This window comes from Stenotrophomonas sp. PAMC25021 (genome assembly GCF_004795795.1).
GTDB lineage: Bacteria > Pseudomonadota > Gammaproteobacteria > Xanthomonadales > Xanthomonadaceae > Stenotrophomonas > Stenotrophomonas muris.
In genome coordinates this window covers 2,347,027-2,364,028 of record NZ_CP039255.1, presented here as the reverse complement: position 1 = coordinate 2,364,028, position 17,002 = coordinate 2,347,027, and the positions used below count along the sequence as shown (strand labels likewise).

The window sequence follows — 17,002 nt, the reverse complement described above, 5'->3', positions numbered from 1 at the left end:
CATGGCCCGCCCCGACCTGACCGCCCGCCTCCACGCCCAACGCGCCCTGCGCGATGCCCAAGGCCGTCGCCGCACGCGGCGCACGGTCAGCCGTCGTGATGGCGTCCGCCTGGAGGTGGACGGCCAGTGGCTGACCGGCTTCTGCAGCAACGATTACCTGGGCCTGGCCCAGCAGTTCAGCGTGGTCAACGCATTGCAGGATGCGGCCGCACGCGAAGGCTCCGGCGCGGGCGCCTCGCATCTGGTCTGCGGCCACCACGCTCTGCATGAGGCACTGGAGCGCGAAGTGGCGGAGTGGCTGGGCTACCCGCGCGCGCTGCTGTTCGGCAGTGGCTTCGCCGCCAACCTGGCCGTGCAGCAGGCGCTGCTGAGCGAAGAGAACGATGTGTGCGTGCAGGACAAGCTCAACCACGCCAGCCTGCTCGATGCGACGCGGCTGGCGGGTGCGCGCCTGCGCCGTTATCCGCACCTCGACGCCGAAGGCGCGATGCGCCAGCTCAAGCACGCGCCCGATGGCGCGGCGATGCTGGCCACCGACGGTGTGTTCAGCATGGATGGCGACATCGCACCGCTGCGTGCATTGTCGCTGGTGGCACGCCTGCAGCAGGCGCTGTTCTATGTGGACGATGCGCACGGCGTGGGCGTGGTCGGTGATGGCCGTGGTGCCGTGGCCGCCGCCGGGCTGGGCGTGGACGATGTGCCGCTGCAGCTGGTCACGCTGGGCAAGGCACTGGGCGGTTCCGGCGCGCTGGTGCTGGGCCGCGACGACCTGGTCGAGCACCTGGCCGAAACCGCACGCCCGTACATCTACACCACTGCGATGCCGCCGGCGCTGGCCGCCGCAGCACTGGAAGCGGTGCGCCTGGCGCGCCGTGACAACTGGCGGCGCTCGAAACTGACCGATCTGATCGCGCTGTTCCGCGGCGAAGCCCGCCGCCATGGCCTGGACCTGATGGCCTCGGAAACGCCGATCCAGCCGCTGCTGTGTGGCGATGACCATCGCGCCGTGGCGATGTCCCAGGCGTTGGAACAGGCCGGTTGGCTGGTCGGCGCGATCCGCCCGCCCACGGTTCCCGAAGGCAAGGCGCGCCTGCGCGTCACGCTGTCCGCGCTGCACACCCCCGAGCAGGTGCGTGGCCTGGTCGAAGCCATTGCCAGCGCGCGCGATCGCGTCAACCTGGCCGCGCGTGAGGCCGCGCCACCGCCGCTGCCTGTCTTCGCCTGAGCCTGTTGCCGTTTCCCCATGCATATCGACGTCACCGGCCAGGGGCCGGACCTGGTACTGATCCATGGCTGGGCCCTGCAGGGCGGCGTGTTCGCGCCGTTGGTGCAACGCCTGGCCGATCACTTCACCCTGCATCTGGTTGATCTGCCGGGCCATGGCCACAGCCGCGAGGACACCACGCCGCTGCGCCTGCCGTTCGTGGTCAATGCCATTGCCGCGGCCACGCCGCCTGCGGTGTGGTGCGGCTGGTCGCTGGGCGGCCTGTTCGCGCTGCACGCCGCCGCGACACTGCCGAAGGTGCGCGGGCTGGCGATGATCGCGGCCACGCCGCGCTTCGTGCGTAGCGAAGACTGGCCGCATGCGGTGGAGCCGGCGGTGTTCGAGCAGTTCGGGCGCGAGCTGGCCACCGACTTCGGTGGCACCCTGGAACGCTTCCTGGCGCTGGATGTCATGGGCTCGGCACACGCCCGCGAGGAGCTGCGCACGCTGCGCCAGCGCCTGGTCGAGCGCGGTGCACCCACCGAACGCGCCCTGCTGGAAGGCCTGCGCCTGCTGGAAAGCACCGACCTGCGTGGCGCACTGCCGACGCTGGCCAAGCCCAGCCTGTGGATCGCCGGCCAGCGTGACCGGCTGGTGTCTCCGGCGGCAATGCAGGCCGCCGCGGCACTGGCCCCCGGTGCGCAGGCGCTGACCATCGCCCACGGCGGCCATGCGCCCTTCCTCGGCCATGCCGACGAGGTGGCCGCCGCCCTGCAACACTTCGTTGCCGGCCTGTCACCGGCCGATGGCGGACAATGAGCGCCTTCCTCATTCCGCAGGATTGATGCATGGATCTGGGTATCAACGGCCGCTGGGCACTGGTCTGCGGCGCAAGCAAGGGGCTGGGCCTGGGCTGCGCGCGTGCGCTGGTGCGCGAGGGCGTCAACGTGGTGATCGTGGCCCGTGGTGAGGCTGCGCTGCAGGCCGCCGCCGAAGCGCTGCGCGCCCTGCCCGGCGCCGCCGAAGTCCGCGTGGCCGCCGCCGACGTGACCACCGAGGCCGGTCGCTCCGCAGCGCTCGCCGCGTGCCCGCAGGTGGACATCCTGGTCACCAATGCCGGTGGCCCGCCGCCGGGCGACTTCCGCAGTTTCGAGCGCGACGACTGGATCGCCGCACTGGACGCCAACATGCTGGCGCCGATCGCGCTGATCCGCGCCACCGTGGACGCGATGATCGCGCGTGGCTTCGGCCGCATCGTCAACATCACGTCTTCGGCGGTGAAGGCCCCGATCGACATCCTGGCGCTGTCCAACGGCGCGCGCAGCGGCCTGACCGGCTTCGTCGCCGGGCTGTCGCGCCGCACCGTGGCACACAATGTCACCATCAACAACCTGCTGCCCGGCCAGTTCGACACCGACCGCCTGCGCGCCAACTTCGCCCACAGTGCGGGCAAGGACGGCAATGCTGCCGAAGTGGCCGAACGCCGCCGCCAGCAGATCCCCGCCGGCCGCTTCGGCACGGCGGATGAATTCGGCGCGGCCTGCGCCTTCCTGTGCAGCGCACAGGCCGGTTACCTCACCGGGCAGAACCTGCTGATCGACGGCGGCGCCTACCCCGGTACGTTCTAAGAGACTTTCGCAATGCCGTCCCACTTCGATGCCCGCCATGTCCGCCGCGCGTTCGCCCGCGCCGCCAACAGCTACGACGCCGCCGCCGCCCTGCAGCGCGAGGTGCAGGCGCGGCTGGTGGAATCGCTGGACTACCTGGAGGCACGCAAGCCCGAGGTAGTGCTGGACATCGGCGCGGGTACCGGCCACGCCAGTGCGCTGATGAAGAAGCGCTGGCCGAAGGCGCAGGTGATCGCGCTGGACCTGGCGCTGCCGATGCTGGACCAGGCCAAGCGCCAGGCCGGCTGGTGGAAGCCGTTCCAGCGCCTGTGCGGCGACGCCGCCGCGCTGCCACTGGCCGACAACAGCGTGGACGTGATCTTCAGCAACCTGTGCCTGCAGTGGGTGGACGACCTGCCGGCAGTGTTCGCCGGCTTCCGTCGCGTGCTCAAGCCCGGCGGCCTGCTGCTGTGCTCCACCTTCGGCCCGGACACGCTGGTCGAACTCAATGAGGCCTTCGCAGCCGCCGATGATCGCCCGCACGTGAGCCGCTTCGCGCAGATCGCCCAGTTCGGCGATGCGCTGATGATGGCCGGTTTCCGCGACCCGGTGCTGGACCGCGACCTGTTCACCCTGACCTACGACGACCTGCCCTCGTTGATGCGGGAGCTGCGCGCGATGGGCGCGACCAATGCGCGGGTGGACCGCCGCCACACGCTGACCGGGCGTGGCCGCTTCGCCGCGGCGGCAGCGGCGTATGAACCGATGCGACGCGCCGACGGCAAGCTGCCCAGCAGCTGGGAAGTAATCTACGCCCACGCCTGGGCACCGGACCCGGGCGCACCGATCCGCGAAGGCGGGCATGACGTGGCCTCGGTGCCGGTGTCGGCGATTCCGATCCGGCGCAAGCAGACCTGATCGTCTGGTCGTGCCGGCCGCTGGCCGGCAACCTCACGATTCCACGGTGGCCCTCTGCCGGCCAGCGGCCGGCACTACCGCATGCCACACCGTGCGCGAATCGCCCGGGTAGGTGCCGACCTTGGTCGGCACCCACCCAATCCGGGCGATGTCGGCGATCCCGATCCGGCGGAAGCAGACCTGATCGCCCGGTCGTGCCGGCCGCTGGCCGGCAACCTCACGATTCCACGGTGGACCTCTGCCGGCCAGCGGCCGGCACTACCGCATGCCACACCGTGCGCGAATCGCCCGGGTAGGTGCCGACCTTGGTCGGCATCCACCCAATTCGGGCGGTGTCGGCGATTCCGATCCGGCGCAGGCAGACCTGACCGGCTGGTAGTGCCGGCCGCTGGCCGGCAACCTCACGTTTCCACGATGGGCGTCTGCCCAGATCAGGTTTCCGCCCTCAGGTATTGGCCGGCGAACTCAGCGGCGGCCGCACCAGGTCGCGGTGGAAGAAATAGATTTCCTGCACCAGGAAGCGCCAGCTGGTGTGGAAGCTGCGGAAGCGCGTGCTGGGCGTGGACGAGGCCAGCGCATCGATGCCCAGCGCCTTGCTCAGGCGCAGCGCGCGCGCCATGTGCAACGGGTCGCTGACGATGATCACCCGGTGCAGGTCGCGCTGGTCCATCAGCCGCTTGGCCTCGACCAGGTTCTGCACGGTGTTGCGCGAGGCGGTCTCGATCAGGATCGCATCGTCCGGCACGCCATGCTTGAGCGCATAGCGCCGCGCCACCTGCGATTCGGAAAAGCGCGCGCCGGTGCCACCGTAGCCGCCGGTGAAGATCAGCAGTGGCGCGTACCGGGCTTCATAGAGATCCAGGCCATGACGGATGCGTTCTTCAAAGACCGGCGACGGCTTGGCGTCATAGGCCGCCGCACCGAGCACGATGATGGCGTCGGCCTTGGCTGCCTGGTCGCGCTCCCCCACCCAGACGATCCAGGCGGTCACGCCCAGCAGCCAGACCACCAGCAGCACGAACAGCCGCCACAGCCAGCCCAGCAGGCCGGTGCGGGGCCGGTGCCCGTCGCGGCTCAAGGCGCCCCCCAACGCAGCGCGGGCAGGTCGACATTGCCACCGGACAGCACCAGGCCCACCCGCAGGCCGGCGAACCGCTGCGGCTGTGCCAGCACCGCGGCCAGAACGGTGGCCGAGGACGGCTCGACCACCTGCTTGAGCACCTCCCACAGCAGGCGCATCGCGGCCATGGTGGCGGCGTCGTCGACCACGATCACCTCGACGCCGGCCGCGCGCAGCAGCGCGAAGTTGGGGGCGCCGATCAGGGTACGCAGGCCGTCGCAGATGGTGTCAGGGGTGAACGCGCCCTGGCGCTCGCCTGCGGCCAGCGAGCGCGCGGTGTCGTCGGCACCGGCCGGTTCGGCCAGCACCAGCCGGGTCTGGGGACTGGCGAACTGCAGGGCCCGGGCGGTACCGCTGGCCAGGCCGCCCCCTCCGACTGGGACTACCAGCACGTCGAACGGACCGTCGCTGTGCAGCAGCTCCAGGGCCGCGGTGCCCTGCCCGGCCATCACCGCCGGGTCCGCATAGGGATGGACCAGGGTCGCGCCGGTATCGGCCTGTACTTTGGCGCAGGCGGCCTCGCGGTCGGCGATGGTCGGCGGGCAGCGCCAGAGCGTGGCACCGTGGCGGGCGATGTTGGCCAGCTTGGCCGCCACCGCACCTTCGGGCACCACCACGTGGCAGGGAATGCCGCGGGTGCGCGCGGCCAGGGCCAGGGCAGCGCCGTGGTTGCCGGACGAATGGGTGACCACGCCGGCACGGGCGCGATCGGCATCCAGCGACCACACCGCGTTGCAGGCCCCGCGGAACTTGAATGCGCCGCCGCGCTGCAGGTGCTCGGCCTTGAACGCCAGCTGCGCGCCGGCCAGCGCATCAAGCGTGCGCGAGCGCAGCACCGGGGTCACGCTGGCGTGCGGCGCGATCCGCGCAGCGGCAGCCAGGACATCGTCGGCACGGGGCAACAGTGAATCGCTCATGACGCAAGATTAACGTATGGCCCCACGCTGGCGACCCCGGCACAGGTCATGCCAGCATGAGGGCCTTCACCTCCATTCATCCTGGGCAGTGAAGTTAAGGGCCGATTCAACGCCTGCGCACGAAGCTGACTGCACAACCCGTCCTCTGGGGGGACCCACCATGAAAACGCGCCTGATGCTTGCCGGTGGCCTGTTGCTGGCCCTGACCGGCTGCACCACCTACGACTATGTCGGCGGTGGCCGCAGCGGCAGCTACTACCACGGTGCGCCGTCGGTGGAGTACCGCTACCCGGCCGGCTATCCCTACAACTACGGCTACCCTTACTACGGCGGCTATGGCGGCTACTACGGCGGCTATGGCAATCCGTACTACTCGCGCCCGATCTACCGCCCGCCGCACAACCACCGTCCGCCACCGCGCCCGCCCGGCAACGGTGGCGAGAACCGTCCGCCGCCGCCGCCGCGGCCGTCGTACAACGGCGGTTCGCCGTGGCGGAACATGGACTCGATGCGTCGCCCGCCGCAGTCGAACATCCAGCCGTCGGCGCCGCCACCGCCGGCCCGTCCGACCCCGGCGCCGAGCGCGCCGAGGATGAACGGTTCCCCTTGGCGCAACATGGATCGTGGGACGCAGCGCACAGTTGAGCGCTGAACCGTATTGCATTTCACCCGGTCCAGGTTGCACTCTACGGAACCGGTGACGGCCCGCGTCACAAAGTGACAAAAAGCGAGACGGGCCGCCGCAAAAATCTCTACGTCGATATCCGACAGGAACATCTGGATCCCCCCTGTTCCGGCCCTGTCGGATGTCGGCACCTCTGAAGACAGACGGCCCCGCACTGCGGGGCCGTCTGTTTTGCCGGGTCGCCAACCGGAGAGAGCCCCAGCGTCGGTAGATCCACGCCATGCGTGGTCGGGCCTTTCCCGGCAATCCCGAAAAAACAGGGCCGGACAGTCCCCCGACTGCCGGCCCTCTGCTCCCCCACCGTGCGCCTGTACCGGCCCCTGTTCCAATTCCGGTCACGGGCGCCTGCGGCGCCAGCCACGGTGGGTGCTATTGGGTTATCTGCAATAATCCTGCCAACTTTAGGGCTGATTTCGACGCCGGCCGGCCGGCACCGACGCCGCGGCCCCGAATGGCGCTAAAATCGCCACCCCGGCGCCGCCCCGGCCGCGCCCGCCCCCAGCTGAACAGCCCCATGAACCCGTCCTTCCATCGTTACGACGTCATCGTCATCGGCGGTGGCCACGCCGGCACCGAAGCCGCGCTGGCCGCGGCCCGTACCGGCGTGCGCACCCTGCTGCTGACCCACAACATCGAAACGGTGGGCGCGATGAGCTGCAACCCGGCCATCGGAGGCATCGGCAAGGGCCACCTGGTCAAGGAAATCGACGCCCTGGGCGGTGCGATGGCGCATGCCGCCGACCGTGCCGGCATCCAGTGGCGCACCCTCAATGCCTCCAAGGGCCCGGCCGTGCGCGCCACCCGCTGCCAGGCCGACCGCAACCTGTACCGCATGGCGATCCGCGCCATCGTTGAAGGCCAGGCCAACCTGACCGTGTTCCAGGCGGCCGTCGATGACCTGGTCATCGAAGGCGACGCCGTGCGCGGGGTCATCACCCAGACCGGCCTGCGCTTCGATGCCGAGGCCGTGGTGCTGACCGCCGGCACCTTCCTGGCCGGCAAGATCCATGTCGGCCCGACCCAGTACGCCGCCGGCCGCATGGGCGACCCGCCGGCCACCACGCTGGCCGCGCGCCTGCGCGAGCGCCCGTTCCAGGTGGACCGCCTGAAGACCGGCACGCCACCGCGCATCGACGGCCGCTCGCTGGACTACAGCGTGATGGATGAGCAGCCCGGCGACTTGCCGCGCCCGGTGATGTCCTTCCTGGGTTCGGTGGACGAGCATCCGCAGCAGGTCAGCTGCTGGATCACCCACACCACCGAACAGACCCACCAGATCATCCGCGACGCGCTGCACCGCTCGCCGCTGTACAGCGGCCAGATCGAAGGCATCGGCCCGCGCTACTGCCCGTCCATCGAGGACAAGGTGGTGCGCTTCGCCGAGAAGGCCAGCCACCAGATCTTCGTCGAACCCGAAGGCCTGGGCATCGTCGAGATCTACCCCAACGGCATCTCCACCTCGCTGCCGTTCGACGTGCAGTTGGAGATGGTGCGCAGCATCCGCGGCTTCGGCAACGCGCACATCACCCGCCCCGGCTACGCGATCGAGTACGACTTCTTCGATCCACGCGGGTTGAAGGCTTCGCTGGAAACCAAGCTGGTCAACGGCCTGTTCTTCGCCGGCCAGATCAACGGCACCACCGGCTATGAAGAAGCCGCCGCGCAGGGCCTGCTGGCCGGCCTCAACGCCGCACGCCAGGTGCGTGGGCTGGACGGCTGGTGCCCGCGTCGCGACGAGGCCTACCTGGGCGTGCTGGTGGATGACCTGATCACCCACGGTACCAACGAGCCGTACCGCATGTTCACCAGCCGCGCCGAATACCGCCTGCAGCTGCGCGAGGACAACGCCGACCAGCGCCTGACCCCGGCCGGCCGCGAGATGGGCCTGGTGGATGACCAGCGCTGGAGCGCGTTCGAGACCAAGCAGGCCGCCGTCGCCGCCGAGCGCGCGCGCCTGGGCGCGCTGTGGGCGACCCCGGCCAATGCGCTGGGCCGCGAAGTGCAGGACACGCTGGGCGTGGCGGTCAGCCGCGAAACCAACGTGCTGGACCTGATCAAGCGCCCCGAGCTGGATTACGCGCAGCTGATGCAGGTGCCGTCGCTGGGCCCGGCCGTGGCCGACGCCAAGGTGGCCGAGCAGGTGGAGATCGGCGTGAAGTACGCCGGCTACCTGGACCGCCAGCGCGAGGAGATCGAGCGCCAGCAGCGGCATGAAGCCACGCCGATCGCTGAAGCCTTCGACTACGCCACGGTGCGCGGGCTGTCGGCCGAAGCCCTGCAGAAGCTGGAGCGCGTGCGCCCACAGACCATCGGCCAGGCGCAGCGCATCCCGGGCATGACCCCGGCGGCAATCTCGCTGCTGCTGGTGCACCTGGAGCGTGCACGCCGGGGCCGCGTGGCGTAGGCAGCACCGTCCGCTTCTGGTGGGTGCCGACTTGGGTCGGCACATGAATCTGCCTTGGTGGGTGCCGACCTTGGTCGGCACGAATCATCAGATCGCGACACTCCATGCTTCCGTGCCGACCAAGGTCGGCACCTACCAGAGCAGGGCGCGTTACCGTGCGTCTGCGCCACCGCCCAGCACCTTGAACAGCGTCACCCGGTTTCCCGCTTCCTGCTGCTGCAGCGCGATCAGGTCCTGCTGCGCGGCAAACAGGCTGCGCTGCGCATCCAGCGCCTGCAGATAGCCGTCCAGCCCGGTGCGATAGCGCGCCTCGGCCAGCGTGTAGCTGCGCTGGCTGGCGGCGACCAGTGCCCGTTGTGCCTCCATCTGCGCGCCCAGGTGATCGCGCGTGGCCAGGGCATCGGCCACTTCACTGAAGGCCTGCTGGATCGCCTTCTCGTACTGAGCGATGCCGATGTCCTTGCCAATCTTCGAGGCATCCAGTGAGGCCTTCAACGCACCGGCGTGGAAGATCGGCGCCGTGATGCTGGGCGCGAACGACCAGCCGCGGGTGCCGGCCGAGAACAGCGTCGACAACGCGGTGGAGCTGTGGCCGTAGTTGGCAGTCAGCGTCAGCGTCGGGAAGAACGCGGCGCGCGCGGCGCCGATATCGGCGTTGGCCGCCTGCAACGCGTGTTCGGCGGACAGCACGTCCGGACGCTGCAGCAGCACGCTCGAGGGCAGGTTGGAAGGCAACGGCGCCAGCGCCACGGTGCCGTCCAGTGCCTGTGCGCTGGGCAGCAATGCCGCGTCCAGCGGAGCACCCACCAGTAACTGCAGCGCATCACGATCCTGCGCCTGCTGGGTCTGCAGCCTGGCCAGCGCAGCGCGCGCGGCGTCCACACTGGTCTGCACCTGCGACAGGTCCAGGCCCGAGGCCAGGCCTTGTGCATGGCGGGCCTCGGTGCGCTGCAGGGTCTGCTGCTGACTGTCCAGCGTCTGCCGGGTGAACGCCAGCGACTGCTCGTCGGCCGCCAGCGCCAGCCAGGCCGTGGCCACTTCGGCGACGAGGCTGGTGCGCGCCGCACGCTGGTTCTCGGCACTGGCCAGCCAGTTCTGCAGCGCCTCGTTCTTCAGGCTGCGGATGCGCCCGAACAGGTCCAGTTCCCAGCTGCTGAAGCCCACCTGCACGGCATCGGATTCGGTCACCTGGCTGACGCCGATCTCGCTGTTGGCATCACTCACCCGCGAACGGGTCACGCTGCCGCTGGCATCCACCGACGGCAGCAGCGCCGCGCGCTGGATGCGGTACTGCGCGCGTTCCTTCTCCACCTGCAGCACCGCCACGCGCAGGTCGCGGTTGTTCTGCAGTGCCAGCGCGATGACCTGCTGCAGGCGCGGCTCCAGGAACACCTCGCGCCAGGCCGGCATCGCCAGTGCTGGCCCGGTCTCGCCGGTGGCGGCATTGGCGAACTGTGCCGGCACCGGCGCCTCGGGGCGCTGGTAGTGCGGGGCCATGCTCACGCAGCCGCCCAGCACGGTGGTCATCGTTGCGGCCGCCAGGGCGCGCAGCAGCATCGGCTTCATGGGCGTGCCTCCGGGGCAGTGGCGTCGGCCGGCGCGCGGCCCGGGAACAGGCGGCGCACCAGCAGGTAGAACAACGGCACGAAGAACATGCCCAGCACCATCGAGGCGACCGTACCGCCGGCCACGCCGGTACCCAGCGAACGGCGCGCGGCCGAACCGGCGCCGGTGGCGAACACCAGCGGCAGCACACCCATCAGGAATGCCAGCGAGGTCATCACGATCGGGCGCAGCCGCAGGTAGACCGCCTGCAGGATCGCGTCGCGGGTGCTCCTGCCCTGCTGCTCGAGGATGCGCGCGAACTCGACGATCAGGATGCCGTTCTTCGCTGCCAGGCCAATCGTGGTCAGCAGGCCGACCTGGAAGTACACGTCGTTGTTGAGGCCACGCAGGTTCATCATCAGCACGGCGCCGAACACGCCCACCGGCACTGCCAGCATCACCGCGAACGGTACCGCCCAGCTTTCATACAGCGCGGCTAGGCACAGGAACACGAACAGCAGCGAGATGGCATACAGCATCGGCGCCTGGTTCCCCGACAGCTGTTCCTGGTAGGCCATGTCCGACCAGGCATGGCTGAAGCCTTCCGGCAGCGTGCCGGCCAGACGTGCGATCTCGGCCATCGCCTCGCCGGAACTGACGCCCGGTGCCGGCTGGCCGGTGATCTCCATCGCCGAGACGCCGTTGTAGCGCTGCAGCGCGGCCGGCGCACTGGTCCAGTGCGCGCTGACCAGCGACGACAGCGGTACCATCTGCCCGGCCTGGTTGCGCACGCTCCAGCGCTCGATGTCCTGCGGCTGCATGCGGGCTTCGGCCGTGCCCTGGATGAACACCTTCTTGATGCGGCCCTTGTAGATGAAGTTGTTGACGAAGTCGCCACCCAGCGCGGCGTTCAAGGTGTCATTGATGTCCTGCGGATTGACGCCCATCGCCTGCGCCTTGGCGTCGTCCACCTTCACCGCGTACACCGGCGCGTCTTCCAGGCTGGCGTAGCGCACGTTGACCAGCTTCGGATCCTTGGCAGCGTCCTTCAGCAGCGTGTTGCGCGCGGCCACGGCGGCGGCATGGCCGGCACCGCCTTCGTCCTGCAGTTCCAGGGTGAAGCCACCGGCATCGCCGAGGCCGAGGATGGCCGGTGGCGAGGTGATGAACACCTGCGCATCGGGCACGCTGGCCATGGCCGCGGTCAAGCGCGCGGCGATGGTATCGGCATCGTCCTTGCGGTCGTCCCAATCCTTGAGCCGGATGAAGGCCTGGCCGACGTTCTGGCCACTGCCGCTGACACTGAAACCTGCGGTGGCCTGGATTGACAGTACGCTGTCGTCCTTCACCGCGGCGGCGCTCAGGCGATCCATCACGGCACGGGTCTGCTCCAGGGTGGACCCGGCGGGCAGCTTCACCAGCGCGTTGAGCATGCCCTGGTCTTCATCGGGCAGGAACGCGCCCGGCAGGTGCCACAACAACAGGCCGGTGGCCACGCTCAGCACCAGGTAGAACAGTACGCCCAGCGTGCGCCGGCCGAGGAAGCGGTCGACGCGATGGCGCAGTCGGTTGGAGGTGCGCTCGAAGCGATGGTTGAACCAGATGAAGAACTTGCCCAGCAGGCCCGGCTCGCCAGCGTGGTCGCCATGCGGATGGCCGCCCTTGGGAATCTGGTGCAGGATGCTGCCGCACAGCGCCGGGGTGATGGTCATCGCCACCAGCACCGACAGGATCATCGCAGCGGCGATCGTCACCGAGAACTGGCGATAGATCACGCCGGTGACACCGCTGAAGAACGCCATCGGCAGGAACACCGCGGTCAGCACCAGCACGATGCCGACCAGCGCGCCGGTGATCTGGCCCATCGCCTTCAACGTGGCTGGCTTCGGTGCCAGCCCTTCGAAGGTCATCACCCGCTCCACGTTCTCCACCACCACGATGGCGTCGTCCACCAGCAGGCCGATGGCCAGCACCAGCGCGAACATGGTCAGCGTATTGATCGAATAGCCGAAGGCGGCCAGCACGCCGAAGGTGCCCAGCAGCACCACCGGCACCGCGATGGTCGGGATCAGCGTGGCCCGCCAGTTCTGCAGGAACAGGTACATCACCAGCACGACCAGCGCGATCGCCTCGATCAGGGTGATCACCACTTCCTTCAGCGAGATGGTCACGAACGGCGTGGTGGTGAACGCCACGTGGTAGGTGTAGCCATGCGGCCAGTACTTCTGCAGCTGCTGCAGTCGTGCCTCGACGGCCTTGGAGACGGCGATGGCGTTGGCACCGGCGTTGAGCTCGATGCCCAGCGAGGCCGACGGCTTGCCGTTGAACGTGCTGATGCTGTCATAGCTTTCCGGGCCCAGGCCGATCGTCGCCACGTCGCCCAGGTGCACCACGCTGCCATTGGCATCGGCCTTGAGCACCACCTGCGCGAACTGCTCGGGCGTGTGCAGGCGGCTGCGCGCGGTCACGGTCGCGTCCAGCTGCTGGCCCTTCAGCGCCGGCTGGCCACCGAGTTCACCGGCCGACACGTCGGTGTTCTGCGCCTGCAGTGCGGTCTCGATGTCCGACGGCATCAGCGCGTACTGGCGCATCTTTTCCGGGTCCAGCCAGATACGCATGGCGTATTCCTGGCCGATCGGCTGGATGTTGCCGACACCGCTGACGCGGCTGATCTGGTCGTCGATGCGCGCTTCCATGAAGTTGGCGACATCGAAGTTGTCCATGCTGCCGTCTTCGCTGGTGAACGACAGCACCTCGAAGATCGAACCGCTGGACTTGGTGATGGTCAGGCCGTTCTGCTGCACCGCCTGCGGCAGCGTCGCCATCGCGGCCTGCAGCTGATTCTGCACCTGCACCTGCGCGGTGTCCGGGTTGGTGCCGGTGGCGAACACCAGGTTGACCTGCGCCGAGCCATCGGAAGCACTGGTCGAGGTCATGTACATCAGGTGGTCCAGGCTCTGCTGGGACTGCTCGATGACCTGGGTGACCGCGTTTTCCACGGTCTGCGACGAGGCGCCGGTGTAGGTGGCGCGGATGGTGATGGTGGGCGGGGCGATCTGCGGGTAGCGGTCCACCGGCAGGATCAGGATCGCGAGCAGGCCGAGCAGGCTGACCGCGATGGCGATCACCCAGGCAAAGATCGGCCGGTCGATGAAGAAACGAACCATGCGCGGCAGGCCTCAGTGCGACTTTTCGTCGGTGTTGCCGTTCGGGTCGACCGCCGGCATCGCCGCCAGCTGCGCCGTGGTGGCCGCCACCGCCTTCACCTGCTGGCCCAGCGCTACCGCACTGCCGTTGCTGACGATCACCCGCTCGCCAGCCTTCAGGCCCTGCGTGATCTGCCACTGGTTGCCCACCACCTGGCCGGTGCTGACCCGCCGCTCGACCACGCGATCCTCTGCGTCGAGCAGGCGCAGCAGCGGCTCGCCACGTTCATTGCGCAGCACCGCCTTCTGCGGCACCAGCAGGGCACGCGCATCGGTGGCCATCGGCAACACCGCCTTCAGGTACATGCCCGGCAGAAGCAGGCCCTCCGGGTTCGGAATGACCGCGCGCAGCACCACGTTGCCGGTGCCTGGATCGACTGCGCTGCCGACGAACTCCAGCGTGCCCTCATGGGCATAGGTGCTGCCGTCCTCCAGCAGCACCTTCACCTGGGCCTTGCCATCGATGGCCTTCACCAGGCCGGCGTCGAGCTGCTTGCGCAGCGCCAGCATCTGCGTGCTGGACTGGGTCACATCCAGATAGACCGGGTCCAGCCGTTGAATGGTCGCCAGCGCCGCGTCCTGGCCGGCGGCGACCAGCGCGCCGGCGGTGACGCTGGAGGTACCGATGCGGCCGTCGATCGGTGCGGTCACCCGGGTGTAGTCCAGGTTGATCCGCGCGGCCTGCAATGCCGCGCGCGCGGCAATCACGTTGGCCTGGGCCTGCTTCAGTGCCGAGGTGGCATCGTCGGCGTCCTGCTTGCTGGCCGCGTCCATGCCCAGCAGCGTACGGGTGCGCTCGGCCTTCGGCTGCGCCGACAGCACAGCGGCCTCGGCCTGCGCCAGCTGGCCACGCGCGGTATCGAAGGCGGCCTGGTACGGCGCCGGATCGACCTGGTACAGCAGCTGCCCGGCCTTGACCTGCTGGCCTTCGGTGAACAACCGCTGGCGGATCAGCCCACCGATCTGCGGCCGCACCTCGGACACCTCGAACGGCACCGCCCGGCCGGGCAGGGTCTGCTGCAGTGCCAGCGGTTGCGCGCGGGCGGTGATGACGCCGACTTCGGGGGTGGCCGGGGCCTCGGTCCTGCCCGCCGAGCAGGCCGCCAGGCCCAGCAGCAGGGGCAACAACAACGCACGGGGGGAGCGGAACAGCGGACGCAGGAGTGACATGGGGGGCGTGGGGGCCTTTCGTTGACCCGTGCACGCTGCCGTGAAAGTGTGCAGAGAATATGGAGATTGTGCGACCGGCTCAGCGGGCGCTTGCTTTCGGCGCCGCATGCGCCGCTAATGGCCCGGCGATGGCGAAGATTCGATTCAAATTCGGCCTGACCGCGAAGACCTTCCTCGCGATCTTCACCGCCTGCCTGCTGGTGCTGGCAGTGAACGGCATTGCCAGCCGCGTGGCGTTCCAGACCGGCTTCCTGGACTACCTCAACGACCAGGGCGACCTGCGCATGCAGCGCGTGATGCCACACCTGCAGCGCGAGTACCGCACGCACGGCGGCTGGGAGCATCTGCGCGGTGACAGTGACCGCTGGGCGCGGCTGCTGCGCCCGGACCTGGGCCATGGGCACGAGGGGCCCGTGCCGCCGCTGTCCGACCAGACCGGGGTTCCCTCGCGGCTGGGCCTGTTCGATGCGCAGCATCGGTTCGTGGCCGGCAACCCGGACGCGATCAGCGACGACGAGCCGCACAGTGTGCAGGTGGACGGACACACCGTCGGCTGGCTGGGCATGGTGCCGTTCCAGACCGTCATCGCTACCAACGACCTGAATTTCTACAACACCCAGATGCGCGCATGGTGGGTGATCGGCATCTCGCTGCTGCTGGTGACCGTAGTGCTGGCCTGGCTGGTGTCGCGCGCGCTGCGCCAGCGCCTGGCCAAGCTGGCCGCCGCCACCCACCGGCTCGCCGCCGGCGACTACGCCACCCGCATCGAGCGCACCAGCGATGACGAGCTGGATGCACTGGTCAACGACTTCAACCGGATGGCGCAGGCGCTGGACGACACCGAGCGCAACCGCCGCGCCTTCATTGCCGACATCTCGCACGAACTGCGCACGCCGCTGGCGGTGGTGCGCGCCGAACTGGAGGCGATCGAGGATGGTATCCGCCCGCTGGACCGCGCCAACCTGGGTGCCCTGCAGGGCGAGATCCGCCAGCTGGGCAAGCTGATCGACGACCTGCACGACCTGTCGATGACCCAGTCCGGCGGCCTGGCCTACCGCTTCGCCCCGCTGGACCTGGTGGCGCTGGTGCGTAGCGAGCTCAATGGCATGCGCGTGCGCTTCTCCACGGCGGGGCTGGCACTGGAAGAAGCGCTGCCCGCCACACCGCTGCAGGTCTCCGGTGACGAGCGCCGCCTGCAGCAGGTCCTGGCAAACCTGCTGGAAAATGCGCTGCGCTATACCCATGGCGGCGGCCGCGTGCGCGTGCAGGCTGCGCGCGTGCCCGCCGGCGTGCAGCTGATCGTGGAAGACACCGCGCCGGGCGTACCGGCCGACAAGTGCGCGCTGCTGTTCGAGCGCTTCTACCGGGTGGAGAGTTCGCGCAACCGCGCCAGCGGCGGCAGCGGGCTGGGCCTGGCCATCAGCCACAACATCATCCTCGCCCACCACGGCCATATCCACGCCGAGCCCTCGCCGCTGGGCGGGCTGCGCGTAGTCGTCACCCTGCCGGAGTCCGCATGAGCCTGTCCCCCGCCGCGTCCGCGAAGATCCTGATCGTCGAGGATGAGCCACGCCTGGCCTCGGTGCTGCGCGACTACCTGGCCGCCGCCGGCATGACCAGCGAATGGGTGGACGATGGCGGCCAGGTGATCGACGCATTCGCGCGCTACCAGCCCGACCTGGTGCTGCTGGACCTGATGCTGCCGCAACGCGATGGCGTGGACCTGTGCCGCGAACTGCGCGCCGGCAGCGACGTACCGGTGATCATGGTCACCGCGCGGGTGGAAGAGATCGACCGCCTGCTGGGCCTGGACATCGGTGCCGACGACTACATCTGCAAGCCGTTCAGTCCGCGCGAGGTGGTGGCGCGGGTGGTGGCAGTGCTGCGCCGTTACCGCCCGGACCCCGCTGCACGCGCCAACAGCGGGCTGCACATCGACGAACCGGCGGCACGCGCCACCTGGAACGGCAAGGGCCTGGACCTGACGCCGGTGGAATACCGCCTGCTGCGCACCCTGCTGGCCACGCCCGGCCGGATCTGGGCGCGCGATGAGCTTCTCGACCGCCTCTACCTGGACCACCGCGTGGTGGTCGACCGCACCGTCGACAGCCATGTGCGCAACCTGCGCCGCAAGCTGGCCGACGCCGGCATGGAAGGCGAACCGATCCGTTCGGTGTACGGCATGGGCTACAGCTACGAACCCTAGCCGGTAGTGCCGGCCGCTGG

General features: G+C 69.3%; 13 protein-coding genes. 8 read left to right on the top strand and 5 right to left on the bottom strand.

Going from position 1 to position 17,002, the window contains the following annotated elements; genetic code table 11:
* The first annotated feature begins 1 nt into the window (after window position 1).
* Genes bioF through bioC form a run of 4 tightly spaced genes read left to right on the top strand, consistent with a single transcriptional unit; the run spans window position 2 to window position 3,729 of the window.
* Window positions 2-1,225 (top strand): 8-amino-7-oxononanoate synthase, encoded by a 1,224-nt coding sequence (bioF, locus tag E5790_RS11090; RefSeq protein WP_049405411.1) that lies wholly within the window; start codon window positions 2-4, stop codon window positions 1,223-1,225.
* 18 nt (window positions 1,226-1,243) lie between these two features.
* Complete coding sequence (bioH, locus tag E5790_RS11085; protein WP_046433055.1) at window positions 1,244-2,023, top strand: pimeloyl-ACP methyl ester esterase BioH; 780 nt, start codon at window positions 1,244-1,246, stop codon at window positions 2,021-2,023.
* Window positions 2,024-2,052: 29 nt separating this feature from the next.
* Complete coding sequence (locus E5790_RS11080) at window positions 2,053-2,832, top strand: SDR family oxidoreductase (RefSeq protein ID WP_111206568.1); 780 nt, start codon at window positions 2,053-2,055, stop codon at window positions 2,830-2,832.
* A 12-nt stretch (window positions 2,833-2,844) separates the two neighbouring features.
* The gene (gene bioC / locus E5790_RS11075; protein ID WP_111206566.1) at window positions 2,845-3,729 is read left to right on the top strand and encodes a malonyl-ACP O-methyltransferase BioC; all 885 of its coding nucleotides are present in this window, start codon (window positions 2,845-2,847) and stop codon (window positions 3,727-3,729) included.
* A 445-nt stretch (window positions 3,730-4,174) separates the two neighbouring features.
* Here the strand turns inward: bioC and E5790_RS11070 are convergent, their stop codons facing one another.
* Both E5790_RS11070 and E5790_RS11065 read right to left on the bottom strand, forming a co-directional pair.
* A complete protein-coding gene (locus E5790_RS11070; RefSeq protein WP_080281832.1) occupies window positions 4,175-4,807 on the bottom strand; it encodes a YdcF family protein in 633 nt (210 codons plus the stop codon).
* Entirely contained in the window at window positions 4,804-5,766 is a 963-nt protein-coding gene (locus E5790_RS11065; RefSeq protein ID WP_014648768.1) for a pyridoxal-phosphate dependent enzyme, read from the bottom strand. Before E5790_RS11065 ends, E5790_RS11070 begins: the two co-directional genes overlap by 4 nt.
* Before the next feature lie 160 nt (window positions 5,767-5,926).
* Here E5790_RS11065 and E5790_RS11060 point away from each other — a divergent pair, with 160 nt between their 5' ends.
* Window positions 5,927-6,418, top strand: a complete 492-nt coding sequence (locus tag E5790_RS11060; protein ID WP_032957537.1) for a hypothetical protein — start codon at window positions 5,927-5,929, stop codon at window positions 6,416-6,418.
* 547 nt (window positions 6,419-6,965) lie between these two features.
* Window positions 6,966-8,855 carry a tRNA uridine-5-carboxymethylaminomethyl(34) synthesis enzyme MnmG gene (gene mnmG, locus E5790_RS11050; RefSeq protein ID WP_111206564.1) on the top strand — a complete coding sequence of 630 codons (1,890 nt, stop codon included), beginning with the start codon at window positions 6,966-6,968 and terminating at the stop codon, window positions 8,853-8,855.
* 150 nt (window positions 8,856-9,005) lie between these two features.
* Here mnmG and smeC read toward each other — a convergent pair whose 3' ends face one another.
* Genes smeC through smeA form a run of 3 tightly spaced genes read right to left on the bottom strand, consistent with a single transcriptional unit; the run spans window position 9,006 to window position 14,776 of the window.
* Entirely contained in the window at window positions 9,006-10,421 is a 1,416-nt protein-coding gene (smeC, locus tag E5790_RS11045; protein WP_111206562.1) for a multidrug efflux transporter outer membrane subunit SmeC, read from the bottom strand.
* Entirely contained in the window at window positions 10,418-13,567 is a 3,150-nt protein-coding gene (gene smeB, locus E5790_RS11040; protein WP_111206560.1) for a multidrug efflux RND transporter permease subunit SmeB, read from the bottom strand. Before smeB ends, smeC begins: the two co-directional genes overlap by 4 nt.
* A gap of 12 nt (window positions 13,568-13,579) precedes the next feature.
* A complete protein-coding gene (smeA, locus tag E5790_RS11035; RefSeq protein WP_111206558.1) occupies window positions 13,580-14,776 on the bottom strand; it encodes a multidrug efflux RND transporter periplasmic adaptor subunit SmeA in 1,197 nt (398 codons plus the stop codon).
* Between the two features lie 128 nt (window positions 14,777-14,904).
* Here smeA and baeS point away from each other — a divergent pair, with 128 nt between their 5' ends.
* Window positions 14,905-16,296 carry a sensor histidine kinase efflux regulator BaeS gene (gene baeS / locus E5790_RS11030; RefSeq protein WP_111206556.1) on the top strand — a complete coding sequence of 464 codons (1,392 nt, stop codon included), beginning with the start codon at window positions 14,905-14,907 and terminating at the stop codon, window positions 16,294-16,296.
* Window positions 16,293-16,982, top strand: coding sequence for a response regulator (locus E5790_RS11025; RefSeq protein ID WP_014648775.1), 690 nt, complete (start codon window positions 16,293-16,295; stop codon window positions 16,980-16,982). The genes baeS and E5790_RS11025 overlap by 4 nt, the downstream gene beginning before the upstream one ends.
* Window positions 16,983-17,002 lie beyond the last annotated feature (20 nt).